This window comes from Paenisporosarcina quisquiliarum (assembly GCF_043641925.1).
In the GTDB taxonomy this organism is placed as follows: domain Bacteria; phylum Bacillota; class Bacilli; order Bacillales_A; family Planococcaceae; genus Paenisporosarcina; species Paenisporosarcina quisquiliarum_A.
The window spans coordinates 131424-148232 of the sequence record NZ_JBHZRU010000003.1 but is presented as its reverse complement, the minus strand read 5'-3'; the positions used below and the strand labels follow the sequence as shown (position 1 = coordinate 148232).

Here is a 16809-nt window from a genome sequence, read left to right as displayed (position 1 = left end):
AAGCTATATTCCAGCGGGGATTTCATTTTAATCGTTATTTATACTGCAACTGACACTTGTGCATGTCCTTTTTTGTAGAAGAACAGGAATGCTACTAATGTTAAAATTGCAAACCCTACTAAGAACATGAATAAGACGAATACATTTGCTAATAAGAAGCTCGTATCACCTAAAGAAATGATGGATTTGAAACCTGCATTCGAATACGTCAAAGGTAAGAATTTACTTAGTGCTTGTAAGTTTTCAGGTAACATTGGAATTGGAAGATTTGAACCTGTCGTCGACAGTTGTAAGACTAAGAATGCCAATGCTACAAAACGACCAACATTTCCACCTACTACAACTAAGAAGAAGACAATCGCCATAAATGTCAAACTTGTAAAGACAGAGAATAAAACAAATGTAACCACACTATCTACTTGTAGCTGTAAGAAGAGCAAGGCAAATAATGAAACGAGTAAGCCTTGTGCGATAGCAAAAATAGACAAGTTCATCAGTTTACTCGCGTACCAGCTAAAAGCAGAACCAGGAGTTACGACTGGCTTTTTGAAATCAATAACAAAAGATAAGATGAGAATACCTACGAATAATGCAAGTGAAAGGATATATGGTGCAGTAGAATCACGGTAATAATTCAACCCATTCACTGTTTCACCACTTAAGCCTACTGGATTAGAAAACATCGCAATATTCGCATCTGTTACTTGAATTTGAGCAATTTCATCTGCTCCACCAGCAAGTCCAGTAGAAAGTTCTTTACTACCAGATTGTAATTGTTTTGCGCCGTTATCTAAAGTTGTTACACCAAGTGTCATCGCTTCCCATCCTGTAGCAACAGTAGAGTTACCTGTGCTAATTTGAGAAAGTCCACTTTGAAGACTAGAGACACCGTTGTTTAATTTTGTCCAAGAGGATGCTACGGAAGCGTTTCCATTTGCTACTTGATTTGCTCCTGCTTGTAACTTGTCTATACCTGCAGCTGCAGCAGTCTGACCTGCAACTAATTGAGATAGACCATTGCTTACTTGTTTAGAACCAGCAGCAGCTTGAGTTAGACCACCAGCTAACTGTTCAGCACCTGCTTTTAATGGTTGTACTTCTTGGTCAAACTGAACCAGTCCTTTTGTGATCGCATCACTAGTTCCAACCAGTGTCATAAACTCAACATCAGTCGCTAGTTCGGGATGCTTAGCAAGAAAAGCTTTCATTCCGGCAGTCAAACCTTGTGAACCAGCAGCTAATTGTTTCGTCGTTTCTGTTACTTTAATCATTCCATTTTGAATTTGCATACTGCCAGGAACTAATTTAGATTCTAATCCTGACGTCAAACCATTGCTTCCTTCATTTGCAGCTTTTAATCCCCCAAGGATTTGTGCTGAACCTGTTTTTAGTTCGCCTACACCTTGAGCTAAGCTTTTTGAACCAGCAGCTAGTTTATTGATGTCACCAGTACCGCCCCTAATAGAACTAAGTAATTGACCCGCTCCACTTTCGGCAGTTTGAGCCCCATTTGCAAGTTTTTGAATGTCTTCAGATTTATCTGTAAGAGATTTTAATAAAAGACTTGTCCCATCAGATAATGATGTTGTGCCCTCGAATATCTTTTGAGAACCATCTGCTCCTGAAGCAAAACCTGTGTTAATTTCCCCAAATTTCGAAAAAAGAGTGCGAGTATATGTTTCTGTGATTTTATTACCTAATTGTTCTCTAATTTTCTCAGTTGCACTTCTGGTTACTTGAGCAGCCATGAAGTTAAGTCCTTCATTTTGAATATATTTCAATTCAGGTACTTGTGGATTTGCATCCAAAACAGTGGTTACTTTTTGTGAAAAGTCTTTTGGAATTTCAATTACCATATAATAATCTTGCGTTTCTAATCCTTTTTGAGCCTCTTCAGAAGAAACGAAAGCCCATCCCAGTGTGTTACTTTTCTTTAAGTCTGCTACTAGATCATCGCCAACGTTGATTGGATCATCCCCAGAAGTTGCTCCTTCATCATTGTTAACTAACGCAACAGGTAGATTATTTAAATAATCATATGGTCCCCATGTAGAAGACAATAAGACTGCCACGTAAACGATCGGAATTAATAACACCCCAATCAAGCTAAACAATACCCCTTTTTGAGCTTTTAATTTAGAAAGCTCCATTCCTAATAAACGAAAACCGTTCATACATTACCCCCGTAATCAAAATGTGTTTCTCTCTCCCCCTACAAACTGAATAACTATTCATTTTGTAAGTACTATGTATATTCTGAATAGAGTGATAAAACTCCTGCAAGATTTCCTTTGTTTTGAAAATATTTATTTTAAAATGTCGCGCAACTAGTCAATTAGTTTTATAAACCAAAAAAATACCCTCTGATCATTCACTGTTCAAAGGGTATTTGTATTTTCAAACCATGATTTCAGGTTTTCTTTGCGCTAAAACTGGCTGTTTATATTCAATAACTTCGCCTGTTTCAATATCTATGAAAGTACTAGCTTCATTAAACCAACGGTCCGGTGCTTCATGTCCCCAGAACGTTTGGCGCAATGGGTCATTTAAATCCCATTTCTTTGGTTTTAAATCGGGATCCGTTGTTAGATAATCGCCGGTGTAAAGCTCAATGCGATGTCCATCTGGATCTCGTAAATATAAGAAAAAGGCATTAGACAATCCATGTCGTCCTGGACCACGTTCTATGGACTGAGCATAACCCATACTCGCTAAAACATCGCAACAATCTAGAATGCTTAGACGGTCCGATAAAGAATATGCAAAATGATGAAGTTTTGGACCCGGACCACTCATAAAGGCGTGATCATGTACAGTCGGTTTCCGGAATAACCAAGCTGCCCATAAGTCACCATTTTCCGTTTCCGTATATTCAGAACAAGAGAAACCTAGTTGCTGTGTATAGAAATCATATGCTTTTTGAACATCTGGTACGGCACAATTCACATGATCTATTCGTTGTATTTTTGCTCCCTTATACAAATCGTATCGTTGAAGCATACGGTCAACTATTTCCATTTCGGCATAAAATTCGAGCGGAATACCCGAATTATCATGAACACGAAGCGCTCTTCCAACAGCGTGCTGTTGACCTTTAGGTAACCATTTAGTTTTTAATCCTTGTGATAAAAATAGCTTTTCGAGTTCATCTAAATCTTGCTCTTTTTGAACTTTGTAACTAAGTACTTCCACATGGGCAGCATTTGCTTTCTTTAATAACAAACTGTGATGGGAATGCTCTTCTAAGCCTCTTAAATAAACATGATTTTCATCACTTTCTGTTTCAATCATGCCTAAACCATTCACGTAAAATTCACGAGATGCTTGTAGATTCGTAACATGGAGTACAGTTCTCGCGATACGGATAATTGAAAAATCCATTTAGTTCACCACACATTCTTTTTATTTTCCGAATTGCTGTATATGATGCTCTGCAATTGATACATGGATAATCTTTTGTTCAGTATAGAACTCGAATCCGTAATGACCACCTTCACGACCAATTCCTGAGTATTTAGAGCCCCCAAAAGGTGTTCTCAAGTCGCGAACGTTTTGTGCGTTTACCCACAACATCCCCGCTTCCACTTTATGAGCGACACGATGACCCCGTTTTATGTCGTTTGTCCATACATAACCAGCTAGGCCATATTTAATATCATTCGCAAGCTTAATCGCTTCTTCCTCGTCTTTAAACGTCATCACAGTTAATACTGGACCGAAGATTTCTTCTTGAGCTACGCGCATATGATTTTTTGCATTTAGAATAATTGTCGGTGCTACAAAGTTCCCTTTAGCAATCTCTTCAGGAATATCAGCTGTAATCACTTCAGTTCCTTCTTCACTAGCAATATCTAAATAACCTCGCACCTTATTAAAATGTCCTCTATCAATAAGGGGTCCCACTTCAACGGCTGAATCTAATGGGTCACCAATTTTAATTTTTGCCACACGTTTCTTCAGAGCTGCGATAAACTCATCTTTAATTCCTTCTTGAATAAACAATCTTGAGTTCGCAGTACAACGCTCTCCATTAAAGGAGTAAATCCCCCACACACAGGCATCTAACGCACGGTCAAAATCTGCATCATCAAAGACAATAATCGGTGATTTACCACCTAGCTCCATTGAACAACTTTTCAATGTGTCTGCACTATTTTTAATGATTGTAGATCCTGTTTTCGTCTCACCTGTGAATGAAATAAGTTGAACATCAGGATGTTTAACGAGTGCATCACCAGCTGTTTCTCCATAGCCATGTACCACATTAAATACACCATTTGGCAATTCTGCTTTATGAATGACTTCAGCCAATAGATTAGCTGAAAGTGGAGAAAGTTCTGCGGGTTTTAAAACAACCGTGTTTCCTGTTGCAAGAGCAGGTGCTACTTTCCACGTTTCTAACATGAATGGGGCATTCCAAGGAGTGATTAATCCTGCAACACCAACTGGAGCGTTAATTGTATAGTTGATAAACTCATCGTCTACTTGGTACGCATCACCGACAAGACGGCTTTCTACCATGCGTGCATAAAATCTAAAGTTTTCAGATGCACGACTAACCATCTTTCTTGTTTGACTAATGGGTAGGCCAGTATCAAGAGATTCTAGATAAGCAATTTTCTCGACTTCTTCATCAATTAAGTCCGCGATACGGTAAATGTAAGCCATTCTTTTAGTCAGTTTCATCGTTTTCCATGGACCGTTATCGAAAGCTTCACGTGCAGCTGCTACAGCTTTATTAATGTCTTCAACTTGTCCTTCAGCCACTTCGTTAATTTGTTCGTTCGTAAACGGGTTCATATTCTTAATCGTCGCTCCACTTGAAGCAGGTGTAAATTCGCCGTTAATATATAACAAGATATTGCTTTTTGTTTCATGTTTATATGAAACTTTTTCACGAGAAGATACCATATGAATCACCTATATCCTTCATTTATTGTCACGATTCAGATCTGTAAATCTTCGACTATTTAATAGCTGTCTCTTTTGGCAATTTCCCTAGATCAATCAGAGTGTCACGAACTTCAGTAACTAATTGTTCAGATGGGAATCCTAATGGCAATCGAAGTTTCGGGTTAATTTTACCCATCATGCCAAGCGCAACCTTAACTGGGCCAGGATTTGTGTCTTTAAATAACACATCATTTAAATTCATTAATTCAAAATGAAGATCCTGTGAACGAGCCACGTCACCCGCTTCCCAGGCATTATAAAGTTCAGCTACTTTAACAGGCTCAACATTCGCAGTGGCACTAATAAAGCCAGCACCACCAATTGCGAGCATCGGATAGCATAGAAGTTCTATGCCTGAATACAGCAGGAAATCTCTTCCGCAATTCAGCAATACACGATTAACATGTTCGAAATCCTTATTTGCTTCTTTTACTCCAACGATATTTGGACAATCCTCCGCTAATCTCTTCATCGTTTTCACTTCCATATTGACAGCTGAACGACCTGGAATATTATAAATAATGATTGGCGTTTCTACTGAATCTGCTACTGTTTTAAAATGCTGATACAGAGCTTCTTGATTTGGTTTATTGTAATAAGGAACGATAACCATCGCTGCGTCTGCACCAATTTCTTCCGCATATTTCGTTAGTTCCATCGTTTCATCGTGGTTAGTCGAACCAGTTCCTGGAGCGAAGAACACGCGACCATTAATGGTCTTTTTAGCTAAATCCATCACATGTTTTCTCTCAGCGAGAGTTAACGAGCTTGGCTCTCCACTCGTTCCAGTCACGGATATACCGTGACTACCACTTTCAATTTGCCAATTAATTAACTCAACAAATGCTTTTTCATCTATTTCACCGTTCTCTGTAAACGGGGTAATTACTGGACAAATTGAACCTCTTAATTTTTTCTTAGCTTCTTCGTATGCCAATAATATCTACTCCTTTCGTATTGAATCTAGCGTTTGTTAGATTTCCAGCTCTTTTAATTCGCGGTATTTACCTTGGCTATAGATTAATGGATCTTTTTCTTCTAATTGAATGCCTGTTACTTGGCCAATAAATACGGTGTGATCGCCTACAACATACTCGCTATGCAGGTCACACGTTATGACAGCCAATGAGTCGGCAAGAGTTGGAACTCCCATATAAGGAACAAATTGAACTTCATGCTCTAAGTTCAATTGACCAGAAAATTGTTTCGACTCATTTTGTTGAGCCGACGATAGAACATTTACTGCGAATTGCTTTGAATCTTTAATAAATCCTAGCATTCTAGCATTTTCTCCCACACTAATTGCAATAAGCTTAGGTTTTAAGGAGATAGACATAAATGCATTCGCTGTCATACCATGAACCTCGCCTGAGACTTCAGTTGTGATAACAGTCACGCCAGTTGCGAAACTTCCCATCGCATTTCGAAATAATCGATCATCTATTTCTTGCTCTTTTAAATGCATCTTTTAATCTCCTCTCTTCATGTAAGAAATGAAATCGGTGTTATGAGAAAATACCTGCTTCTTTTTTCGTTCGATTTAAGAAGTCATTGACCATGTTTTTGTATGGTTCTTTATCGAACTGATCATAATATGCATTTGACATGCGCACTGGGTCACCGAAGAAATAGTACTCATACAATGCTTGACGATTCCCAAAGGCACTGATTGAAATATCCCATGCTAAGCGGAATAGTTGTACTTTTTCCTCACCATTGATATTAGCCCCTTGTGTATATCGATGAACTAGAGCACCAACTTCAGCATTGCTAAAGTCAGCTTCTGTAGGTAGTGCCATTAAACCGGATGCGCCGAAAATCTTAATGATTTCATTCATTCGTTGATACATTTTCGGGTACCAGTTGCGAGCTGCATTTAAAGGTTCAAAGTCAGGTGTCATATTGCCGTATTGATCGATTTTCGCATTATGTTCAGCACGGTATAAATGAGAACGCATTACTTCTAAAATAATCATGATTTCGCTCGCTTTTTCTTTGACATGCATGAATTGATTAATACCGATTGCTTCCATCATATTAATCACAACACCTAATACAAACTCGGTTTTCACGATATGTTTGGCTATTACTTGATGCGTCATATGAATAACGGCATTTGTTTCGGTATATGTGCGGTTACAAATATCTGTACTTTCGCTTACGAAAACGCGTTCCCATGGTACAAACACATCTTCAAACGAAATAATGGCATCACTTTCATCAAAACGAGCACCTAGCGGATGATCCCATTTGCTCTTTCCATAATCGAAAGATTCACGTGACAAGAATTTTAAGCCAGGTGTATTATTTGGAATGGCAAAAGCAAAGGCAAACGGATCATCTGTTGTACCCGGTGTTTTATTAATCGTAGATGGAAATACAACAAGCTCATCCGTAATTCCACCGAGAGTAGCTAAAAGACGACATCCATTCACAATTATTCCATCAGCTGTCTTTTTCGTAATACGAGCAGATAAGAATGGATCCTTTTGCTCAGATTGAGTTAGCATGGATCTGTTTACTTGAGGATGAATTAACGTGTGCGTTAAGCTAATGTCATTTTCACGCGCATATTCATAATAATCACGTGCGTTTTTAGCAAATTGAGCACTTCCGCCACCTTCTTGTGCGAAAAACTCACTTGCTGTTCCAAAAGCCATGATACTTGCATTTAAATAGTCAGGAGAACGACCCATCATTCCTCCTGAAAATGCTGCCCACTCCGAGTTCATTTCACGACGTCTAAACAAGTCTTCCTTTGTTTTTGGCGCAATAAAAGATAAGCCGACTTTGTTACCAGTTGTTGGAGAAGTATATAACATCTTATCTGCTTTCTCATGTTGTAAATCATAAAGACCTGCTACACTTTCAACGACATTTTTAAATGCTGGATGAGTGGTAACATCCTCTACTTTTTCCCCATGAATCCACACTTCTGTCTTTCTATTCTTAACGCCTTCAATATATTCTTTTCCTGTACGTGCGCCCATTCTTTTCCCTCCTCAATAAAATCAATCAGCAATTCTAGTTCATTTATAGTTTAAATATTCCGAAATCTAAAATCGTAGTTATTCCTTTTTAAATCTTGTATGAATATTATTTTGTTTATAAGTCCCGGCTTCACTGAATTCGATTAATTCCATTGATAAAGCTAAGTAACGTGTAGACATGAGACTGGCAAAATGATCTTTCATTACTTCAAACATCGCATCACAAGCTTCTTTTTTTACCTCTTCAGTCCGTCCTGCTCCTATTTTAAATACGGCATGAACGAAAGCATCATCTTCTGCACCATCTGCTACTCGGTAATCATGTAATTCAATTGCTCGAGAACGTATGCCACCTATCGGGAAATGGCTGCCTCTGTCGATTAGCACTTGATGAATTTTTTCGAAAAGGAATGGTAAATTCGCTTCGTTTTTAATGTTATCCGTGTATTCAACAATAAAGTGTGGCAAATAGAGAACCTCCTTTCACCCTAACGATTCGTAAAGGCTTCATCACCGATAATGGTATTTACTAGTCTGCCAATGCCCGCTATTTCAGTTACTATGACATCTCCAACTGCGGTATCAACTGAACCTTTCGGTGTACCAGTTAAAATGACATCATTTTCACTTAGCGTCATAAAACCGCTTAAATACTCAATAAGAGTTGGAATATCAAAAATCATATCTGCAGTCGTTCCTTCTTGAACAAGCTGATCGTTGACATGTGTCGTTAATTTCAAGTTCATTGGATTGTCAATTTCACTAGCATCAACTAACCAAGGACCAAATGGTGTACATCCATCTCGATTTTTAACGCGCAAATTTGGACGGTAATAGTTTTCTAAGTAATCTCTAATCGCATAGTCATTCGCAACGCTATATCCTTTTACATACTGATACGCGTCTTCTTTTTTTACATGCCTGGCTGTTTTCCCAATAATCACTGCAAGTTCACACTCATAATGCATATACTCTACGTCTGATGGTCTGCGTGTCTGTGCATTATGGCCAATAAATGTGTTTGGTCCTTTTAAAAACACCAATGGTTCGGTCGGTGCATCAAATGCCAATTCGGCTGCATGATCCGCGTAATTTAGACCTAATGCAAATACAGTTCGTGGTTCAACGGGGGTCAGCCATACAACTTCACTTTGATCAACAATCCGTCCATCATCTAATTGAAGTTGACCTTCCCATTCAATTGCTTCGTGGATGGAGCCATTATATGAAATTCGTGCTTTTTTCATTGTGCACCCCTCCAAATGAATGATTGTTCTTCCACAATGACATTTTCTAAACAGCCTAAACCTTCAATTTCGATTCTTACCTTATCTCCTATTTTAGCTAGTGGTGCATTTTCGGGAACTCCTGTAAGTAATACATCTCCGGGATTTAATGACATGAATTCTGTGACATCTACAAGTAACTGAGATACTTTACGAATCAAATTTTTTGTTGAGTTCTCTTGTTTTAATTCATCATTTATGTAGACACGAATGGTCAAATTATCAGGGTCATGTAGCTGGTTTTTTTCCACAATCCATGGACCAATTGGGCAGAACCCATCGCGAGCTTTGTATGAAACAGCCGGTCGGAACAAGCTATCATGTGGAATGCTAATATCGTTTCCAATGGTATATCCAGCAATATAGTTCAGTGCTGTTTCTTCATTCAATGCAACGGCTTTCTTTCCAATTACAATACCCAGAGAGGCGCAAATCTCAAGATGCGTCACTTCTGATGGCATCGGAATTCCCTCACCTTGTCGATTAAAGGTATTAGCCGGTTTGATGTAAAGAATGGGTGCTTTTGGTGGCGAGGCATATGGTTTTTCATGCACTTGATTTCCTAACTGCTCAAGAGCACCTTTATAATTTAATAATGTGCCGTAGACAGTTCCTTTTATTGGTGTATCTAGTTGAACGTCATTTATATGGAACGATTGATCCCCTATGGTGAATGTATTATTTTTTGGGTCAACCTCAATTGATTCGAAATGATTTGAACCTAAAAGTTTCATCTTTGCTTTGATCACGAATTCCACTCCTCTAGTTATCAGTAGTTAACCGTTCGATAACTATCGTTTTGCGTTTCTTAAGTTGGCAATTAAAAAGAACGACCTTCATGTAGGTTGGAGTTTTCAGGCTACAATCTATGAAGAGTCGTCCTCCCGTAAGTAAGAAACTATACTCTTAGCATTCTAGTAATGAATTTAAATAGAAAGTAATGCTTTATCACTCGTAAGTTTTTCTCCACGAATTCGTTGGAATTCATCCATTAACTTGGGAATGGTTAATTTCTTTTTCTCTTCAGCATCAAACTCTAATATAATTTGCCCTTTGTCCATCATAATGAGCCTGTTCCCTAGATCCAGGGCTTGTTGCATATTGTGAGTAATCATCAACGTAGTTAGTTGATCTTTTTCCACCAATTGTTTTGTTAAATTCGTAATTAATTCTGCTCGAGCTGGGTCGAGTGCTGCAGTATGTTCATCTAGTAATAAAATAGACGGTTGAGTGAACGTTGCCATTAACAATGAAAGTGCTTGTCTTTCACCGCCTGAAAGCATGCCTACTTTTGCATTTAACCGATTTTCTAAGTTCAAATGAAGTGTTTCAAGAGATGTGCGGAATAATTCCCGTCGTTTCTTGTCCACACCGATTCGCAGACGTCTTTTCTTGTTGCGTGAATAAGCCATTGCCAAGTTTTCTTCGATCGTCATCGTAGGAGCGGTTCCAGCCATTGGATCTTGGAAAACACGACCAATCATTTGGGATCGTTTATACTCAGGCAATTTTGTTACTTCATTTCCAGCAATTTCAATCGTACCAAAATCCGGATATAAGGCACCTGAAATCATATTTAACATCGTCGATTTACCGGCACCATTACTACCAATCACCGTCATAAAATCTCCAGGGTTTAAATTAAGATTGATTTGATCAAGCGCGATTTTTTCATCCGGAGTAGCTTCATTAAATAATTTATTAATCTGGATGAGTTTCAGCAATCTTAGATCCCCCCTTAGTTAGTGACTGTTGGTATTCTAATAGGCGTTCAGCGTGTCGTTTGGCTTTTCTGTTTTTTTCGCGTTTTTTATCAAAGTATTGCGGCAGTATAAGCGCCGCTATAACAATGACAGCCGTAATTAATTTCATATCTCCTGTATCAAGGAAATCTACTTGTAGTGCTAGTCCGAGGACAATACGGTAAATGATAGCTCCGGCAATAACAGCCATCGTGGTTCGAACAATCGTTTTTGTACCAAAGATCGCTTCACCAATAATGACAGAAGCGAGACCGATAATAATCATACCGATACCCATGCCTATATCAGCAAACTTCGCATATTGGGCGATTAAGGCTCCTGAGAACGCAACGAGTGCATTCGAGAATCCTAGACCCACAATAATCAGGTTATCTGTATTAGCCGATAAGCTACGAATCATTTTCTTATTATCACCAGTCGCTCTAATAGCAAGACCGACTTCAGTTTTTAAGAACCAATCCACCACTAGTTTGATAATTAAGACAATAATCATCATGACCAATAACGTTCCCCATGTTTTGGGTAAATACTCCACACCTAACATGCCGAAAAATCGATTAATCATGGCATCAATTCCTAATGGACTCCAAAAAGCTTGGAATTGATTAAACATCGTTTCTGCATTGAGAAGCGGGATATTAGGTCTCCCAATCGAATTCTCAGAAGTGAGACCCATAATCCTCAAATTTATCGAATACAAAGCAATCATCATTAAGATCCCTGCGAGTAATGCATTAATCTTGCCTTTTGTATGAAGAAGACCCGTCATGCATCCAGCTAAAAAGCCTAGTATGACTGCAACGAATGTTGCGAGTAACGGGTGGTAACCCAATACAATCATTGTTGCTGCTACACCTGCTCCAGTAACAAAACTGCCATCAACCGTTAAATCCGGAAAATCTAATACACGGAATGAAATATAAACACCTAACGCCATGATTGCATAGATGATTCCTTGCTCTACAGAGCCGAATACAGCTGAAAACATGTAGAATCACCTCCTGTTTTATTCGCTAAATTCTGCTTCCCACTCATCCTTAATTTCAAGATTTAGTGCAGATGCTGTGTCTTTATTCATAGTGAAAATTAATTTTTGTGGAATTTGAACTGGTAGGTCAGCAGGTTTGCTTTCACCTTTAAGGATTTTAACTGCCATTTCACCAGCTTCGTAACCGATGTCATAGTACTCAAATCCATAAGCTGCTAATCCACCACGTTTTACAGAGTCAAACTCTGCTACCATCATAGGAATCTTATTTTCATTTGCAACAGATACAACTGATTCAAGAGCAGAAACAACTGTGTTGTCTGTGATGATGTATAAAGAATCCACTTTGCCTATTAAAGATTCCGTTGCCTGTTTAACATCTGCAGATGTAGCGACTGATGCTTCAACAACTGTCATATCCATCTCTTTTAACATTTCTTTTACTGCATCAACTTGTGCACGTGAATTTTGTTCGCCTGAGTTAAACACCATACCAACTTTTTTAGCGCCTAATTCATCTTTTATGAATTTCATCGTGTTTGAAATTGCGTCTGGATGACTGTCAATTGTGCCAGTTACGTTTCCACCTGGCTTTTCCATCGATTCAACAAGCTCTGCTCCCACTGCATCTGTTACTGAAGTAAAGACAATCGGAATATCTGAAGTAGCACTTGCCGCTGTTTGTGCACTAGGAGTTGAGTTGGCAAAGATTAAATCTACATTTGCGCTCACTAAGTTAGAGGCAATTGTTGTACTAGCACTCGGATCACCTTGAGCAATTTGCACATCATACTCTGCATCAATACCAGCGTCTTCTAATGCCTTTTTAAATCCATCGTATGCAGCGTTTAAAGATGGATGTTCAACAATTTGAGTTACCCCAATCTTATAGGTCTTTTTTTCTCCATCTGATGACGTTCCTCCATCATCTCCGCATGCCCCTAGAAGTAACGCTGAACCTAAGATAGCTACCCCGACTTTTTTCCAACTTTTCAACATGATATTTCCCCCTCTTAACTTAGTTATATGGTAGATAATTGAAACCAAAGGTAGAAATTGAATCAAAATATTCAGGCAACTAAAATCGTGGTGATGTAATCATAGATGCTCAGTTGATCGATGAATTAAACTGTCTGCAAGTCTTTCTTCTTAACAGGTGCTGAATGAATAGCTTGTCCGATTAATCCTTCAACGGCTTCAAGTAAACCTTCAGAAAATCCTGGATGAGCATATAAAGGGAATTTGATATCCTCTTCTTTCGCTGCCATCTCAAGTAATTGGACAAAAGATCCTGACATTTCGATAGCGCCTTCACCAATCATATGTATCCCATTGATGATTTCTGTTTCAGCGTCAGAAATAACTTTTATAAAGCCATCCTTTTTCCCGGTTATAGAGGCGTACCCGTTTCCACCTAAAGAAAATTGGCTAATACGAACGTTTAAACCAGTTTCCTTAGCCATTTGTTCAGTAAGTCCCACAGTCACAGCTGGGGGTATAGTATGAGCAATGTGTGGTATAAACGTTAGGTCAACTTCCGGTTTAAGACCGGCAATTGATTCGACCGCAACTTTCCCTTGCTTAATCGCTTTTACAGCTAATAATGGTCCTTCTGTAACATCTCCTATAGCGTAAATAGAGTTAATGTTTGATTGCATTTTTTCATTTACTGAAATAAAACCATCATCTGACTGAACAAGTCCAATTCGACTGATTCCAAGAGACTCTAAATTAGGTTTCCTCGAGCCAGAAACAAACAGATAAGATCCTTCTATAACATTTTCGGAATCCTTACTCGTTTTAAATGTAACTGTAACATTTAAGTCTGTTTCGTTTGTCGAAATGTTTTGAATATCTTTGAAAATAGTTATTTTACGACGTTTAAATAAGCGATTGAGTTCCTTAAAGATAGATTCATCGAAGACTTGTTCTTTTTGCTGATCAAACAAGATCGTTACTTTTGAACCTAAAGCTGCATAACTTGAGGCTACCTCAAGTGCAATATAATCTTGTCCATTGACAATCAGATGTTCAGGTATTTCTTCAAGAGTAAATATGTTGTGAGCTAATAGCACTCTTTTTCCTTTGTCTGTTACCCATTTCGGCATAACAGGTGTACTACCAGTTGCAAGAATGACTTGATCAAATTCGAAAATATCAAATTGATGGCCATTTTCTACGCCGATTTTATTAACTGCTAAAAAGGTTGCTTTACCTTGAATAACTTCAATTTTATTGGCTTTACATAAATTTTCTACACCGGAGCGTAAACCGCTAATAACCTCATCTTTATATGACAGAAGCTTAGAAATATTGAAGGTATCATCTCCACTACCAATTCCTAAATCAGCTAAATGAGAGATTTCGGCTCGTTTTGATGCTGCGTGAGTAAAGACTTTTGACGGGATACATCCTTTATTTAAACAAACCCCACCTAAATCAGCCTGTTCAATAAGCGTGACGGAAAGTCCGAGTTGTGCACCGCGAATGGCGGCAGAATAGCCCCCTGGTCCACCACCGATGATGATAAGATTTCTTTGCTGTGTAATTTCGCCAACAACCATTAAATCATCTCCATCATTAGTTTATTGGGGTGTTCTATCAGACTAGCTAATCTGTTCGTAAACGCTACCGCAGTTGCACCATCGGCTACTCGATGATCGAACGCCATTGAAAGTGTCATAATATGACCGATTACAATTTCATTTTGCTCATTTACAATCGGCTGTTTCTTTGTTTTGTGAAAGGCGATTAAAGCAGTTTCTGGGTAATTAATGATTGGCGTTGCCCCGGTGCTACCAAGAGGACCAACATTACTCACCGTAAACGTACTATTTTGCATCTCAAAAGGTTGTAGTTTGCCTGAAATTGCTTTTTCAGTTAAAGCTTTTACTTCTTTGTGAATGTCTTTAATCGACATTTTGTCTGCATCATGAATGACTGGAACTATCAAACCGGCTTCAGTGTTTGTGGCCATTCCAATATGGTAATTCTTCTTTAAAAGAATTCGACTATTTTCTTCATCAAGTTCTGCGTTAAAAATCGGGAAATCTTTCAAACAAATAACAAGAGCTTTTACTAGAAATGCCGAAACACTAACTGATTCTCCAGTCGCTTTCATTTCTTGGCGCATTTTAAACAAGTTCGTCATATTGATTTCATCAAAATGAGTGACGTGTGGAATGGTAAATAAAGATTTCGTCATTTTCTCTGCAATTTTTTTACGGATTCCCTTAAATGGAATCTCATCAGGTGTAATGTTACTAACATCTGTAGTCACAGACTTTTGATTTGAAACAACTTCAGTTTGCTCTGAGGATTGACTGCCATTAATAAAGCGATATACATCCTCTTCAGTTACTCTCCCAGAAGGGTCAGATGCTTTTACATCTTCAATATTAATGTCATGTTCTCGAGCGATTTTTCGAGTATATGGTGCAGCTAGTACACGATTAAACGATGAGATCGATGTGGCAGTAGATTCAACTTTTGGTTGAACACTTTGTTTTAGTGTCTCTTTTGCAACTTTAGGTTGTACTGCATGCTCTTTATTTGAGGTTTTATCGTCTGCTTCTATGTAGATAAGGCTAGTTCCTACGTGAACTGTTTCGCCTGCTTCAATAATAATTTCCTTAATGACACCAGAGCATGGGGAAGTAAGTTCCGCCACCATCTTGTCGGTTTGTACCTCTACAAGTGGTTGATCCGTTTTCACGGTATCACCAACTTTGACAAGATAATGGATGATTTCTCCTTCTGTCATCCCTTCTCCGATATCATGTAATTTCACTTCGAGCATGTCATTTCCCCCTTAAAAATGAACCACTTTTTCTATCGCTTCTTGTACACGTGCAGGTGTAGGAAGATAATGTTCTTCTAATGAGAAAAATGGTACCGGTACATCAAATCCTGTCACTCTTTCAATTGGAGCACGCAAATATAAAAATGCAGTATCGTTGATGATGGAAACGATATCGTTTCCTAGTCCGCTCGTATGATGCGCTTCGTGTATAATAACGGCTCTAGTTGTCTTTTGAACAGATTCAGCAATAATATCTCGATCAATCGGATATAGTGTACGTAAATCAATGATTTCACACTGAATTCCATTTTTCTCAGCTTGTTGTGCTGCCTTTTCTGCAACCGTAATCATGGCACCCCATGCAATTAGTGTTACGTCTGTACCTTCACGTACTATTTTTCCTTTACCAATTTCAACTGTGTATTTTCCAACTGGTACTTCTTCTCGCATCGATCGATAGTTTTTCATCGTTTCTAATACAAGTACAGGATCCGGATCTTCCATTGCTGCTATGAGTAAACCTTTAGCATCATAAGGATTTGATGGACAAACCACTTTAATACCTGGCATATGTGTAAACAAAGTTTCTGTACTATCTGAATGAATCTCTGGTGCGCGAATACCCGCTCCATAAGGTGCACGAATAACCATAGGCACGGTAAATCGAGACATTGAACGCATACGGAGACGTGAAACATGCGTCATAATTTGCTCATAAGCAGGATAAATAAAACCAAGGAATTGGATTTCAGCTATTGGTTTAAATCCATTCACAGCTAACCCTACTGAGGTACCGATAATTCCCGCTTCTGAAAGAGGTGTATCTACAACACGTTCAGCACCAAATTGTTCTTGTAGACCTTCAGTTGCTCGGAAAACACCACCGTTTTTTCCGATATCCTCACCTAATATAATCGTTCTCTCATCTTCCTCAAGTAAAACACGCATACCGTCATTAATTGCTTGAATCATGGTCATCTGAGTTGTCTTAACATCTTTTTGATTAGACTCTACGATTTGGGTCATT

The 16809-nt window shown here is 38.5% G+C and carries 15 protein-coding genes; all 15 read right to left on the bottom strand.

Annotated elements, in window-relative coordinates; genetic code table 11:
* Positions 1–38 precede the first annotated feature (38 nt).
* The 15 genes from ACHUE4_RS03685 to ACHUE4_RS03615 all read right to left on the bottom strand — a co-directional run bounded on the left by ACHUE4_RS03685 (position 39) and on the right by ACHUE4_RS03615 (position 16808).
* On the bottom strand, positions 39–2174 hold the full coding sequence (locus ACHUE4_RS03685) for a YhgE/Pip family protein (protein ID WP_394188024.1): 2136 nt from the start codon (positions 2172–2174) through the stop codon (positions 39–41).
* Positions 2175–2397: 223 nt separating this feature from the next.
* Positions 2398–3381: a 3,4-dihydroxyphenylacetate 2,3-dioxygenase gene (gene hpaD / locus ACHUE4_RS03680; RefSeq protein ID WP_394188022.1), complete on the bottom strand. Its 984-nt coding sequence runs from the start codon at positions 3379–3381 to the stop codon at positions 2398–2400.
* A 21-nt stretch (positions 3382–3402) separates the two neighbouring features.
* A complete protein-coding gene (gene hpaE / locus ACHUE4_RS03675; protein ID WP_394188102.1) occupies positions 3403–4911 on the bottom strand; it encodes a 5-carboxymethyl-2-hydroxymuconate semialdehyde dehydrogenase in 1509 nt (502 codons plus the stop codon).
* A gap of 55 nt (positions 4912–4966) precedes the next feature.
* Entirely contained in the window at positions 4967–5890 is a 924-nt protein-coding gene (gene hpaI, locus ACHUE4_RS03670) for a 2,4-dihydroxyhept-2-ene-1,7-dioic acid aldolase (protein WP_394188020.1), read from the bottom strand.
* Positions 5891–5926: 36 nt separating this feature from the next.
* Positions 5927–6418, bottom strand: coding sequence for a flavin reductase family protein (locus tag ACHUE4_RS03665; protein ID WP_394188018.1), 492 nt, complete (start codon positions 6416–6418; stop codon positions 5927–5929).
* A 40-nt stretch (positions 6419–6458) separates the two neighbouring features.
* Positions 6459–7943, bottom strand: coding sequence for a 4-hydroxyphenylacetate 3-monooxygenase, oxygenase component (hpaB, locus tag ACHUE4_RS03660; protein WP_394188016.1), 1485 nt, complete (start codon positions 7941–7943; stop codon positions 6459–6461).
* A 78-nt stretch (positions 7944–8021) separates the two neighbouring features.
* Positions 8022–8411, bottom strand: coding sequence for a 5-carboxymethyl-2-hydroxymuconate Delta-isomerase (locus ACHUE4_RS03655; protein ID WP_394188014.1), 390 nt, complete (start codon positions 8409–8411; stop codon positions 8022–8024).
* Between the two features lie 20 nt (positions 8412–8431).
* The gene (locus ACHUE4_RS03650) at positions 8432–9190 is read right to left on the bottom strand and encodes a fumarylacetoacetate hydrolase family protein (RefSeq protein WP_394188012.1); all 759 of its coding nucleotides are present in this window, start codon (positions 9188–9190) and stop codon (positions 8432–8434) included.
* Positions 9187–9978 (bottom strand): fumarylacetoacetate hydrolase family protein, encoded by a 792-nt coding sequence (locus tag ACHUE4_RS03645; protein ID WP_394188010.1) that lies wholly within the window; start codon positions 9976–9978, stop codon positions 9187–9189. The genes ACHUE4_RS03650 and ACHUE4_RS03645 overlap by 4 nt, the downstream gene beginning before the upstream one ends.
* Before the next feature lie 177 nt (positions 9979–10155).
* Entirely contained in the window at positions 10156–10953 is a 798-nt protein-coding gene (locus ACHUE4_RS03640; RefSeq protein ID WP_394188009.1) for an ABC transporter ATP-binding protein, read from the bottom strand.
* Positions 10931–11980: an ABC transporter permease gene (locus ACHUE4_RS03635; protein WP_394188007.1), complete on the bottom strand. Its 1050-nt coding sequence runs from the start codon at positions 11978–11980 to the stop codon at positions 10931–10933. The genes ACHUE4_RS03640 and ACHUE4_RS03635 overlap by 23 nt, the downstream gene beginning before the upstream one ends.
* Positions 11981–11998: 18 nt before the next feature.
* On the bottom strand, positions 11999–12979 hold the full coding sequence (locus ACHUE4_RS03630) for an ABC transporter substrate-binding protein (protein ID WP_394188005.1): 981 nt from the start codon (positions 12977–12979) through the stop codon (positions 11999–12001).
* Positions 12980–13104: 125 nt separating this feature from the next.
* Complete coding sequence (locus ACHUE4_RS03625; protein ID WP_394188003.1) at positions 13105–14544, bottom strand: dihydrolipoyl dehydrogenase family protein; 1440 nt, start codon at positions 14542–14544, stop codon at positions 13105–13107.
* On the bottom strand, positions 14544–15779 hold the full coding sequence (locus ACHUE4_RS03620; protein WP_394188002.1) for a dihydrolipoamide acetyltransferase family protein: 1236 nt from the start codon (positions 15777–15779) through the stop codon (positions 14544–14546). Before ACHUE4_RS03620 ends, ACHUE4_RS03625 begins: the two co-directional genes overlap by 1 nt.
* Positions 15780–15791: 12 nt before the next feature.
* Positions 15792–16808: an alpha-ketoacid dehydrogenase subunit beta gene (locus ACHUE4_RS03615; protein ID WP_394188000.1), complete on the bottom strand. Its 1017-nt coding sequence runs from the start codon at positions 16806–16808 to the stop codon at positions 15792–15794.
* Position 16809: the final 1 nt, after the last annotated feature.

Coding starts and splice junctions, on each gene's coding strand:
- ACHUE4_RS03685 (WP_394188024.1), bottom strand. CDS start 2,174: ATGAACGGTTTTCGTTTATTAGGAATGGAGCTTTCTAAATTAAAAGCT.
- hpaD (WP_394188022.1), bottom strand. CDS start 3,381: ATGGATTTTTCAATTATCCGTATCGCGAGAACTGTACTCCATGTTACG.
- hpaE (WP_394188102.1), bottom strand. CDS start 4,911: ATGGTATCTTCTCGTGAAAAAGTTTCATATAAACATGAAACAAAAAGC.
- ACHUE4_RS03665 (WP_394188018.1), bottom strand. CDS start 6,418: ATGCATTTAAAAGAGCAAGAAATAGATGATCGATTATTTCGAAATGCG.
- hpaB (WP_394188016.1), bottom strand. CDS start 7,943: ATGGGCGCACGTACAGGAAAAGAATATATTGAAGGCGTTAAGAATAGA.
- ACHUE4_RS03650 (WP_394188012.1), bottom strand. CDS start 9,190: ATGAAAAAAGCACGAATTTCATATAATGGCTCCATCCACGAAGCAATT.
- ACHUE4_RS03635 (WP_394188007.1), bottom strand. CDS start 11,980: ATGTTTTCAGCTGTATTCGGCTCTGTAGAGCAAGGAATCATCTATGCA.
- ACHUE4_RS03630 (WP_394188005.1), bottom strand. CDS start 12,979: ATGTTGAAAAGTTGGAAAAAAGTCGGGGTAGCTATCTTAGGTTCAGCG.
- ACHUE4_RS03625 (WP_394188003.1), bottom strand. CDS start 14,544: ATGGTTGTTGGCGAAATTACACAGCAAAGAAATCTTATCATCATCGGT.
- ACHUE4_RS03620 (WP_394188002.1), bottom strand. CDS start 15,779: ATGCTCGAAGTGAAATTACATGATATCGGAGAAGGGATGACAGAAGGA.
- ACHUE4_RS03615 (WP_394188000.1), bottom strand. CDS start 16,808: ATGACCCAAATCGTAGAGTCTAATCAAAAAGATGTTAAGACAACTCAG.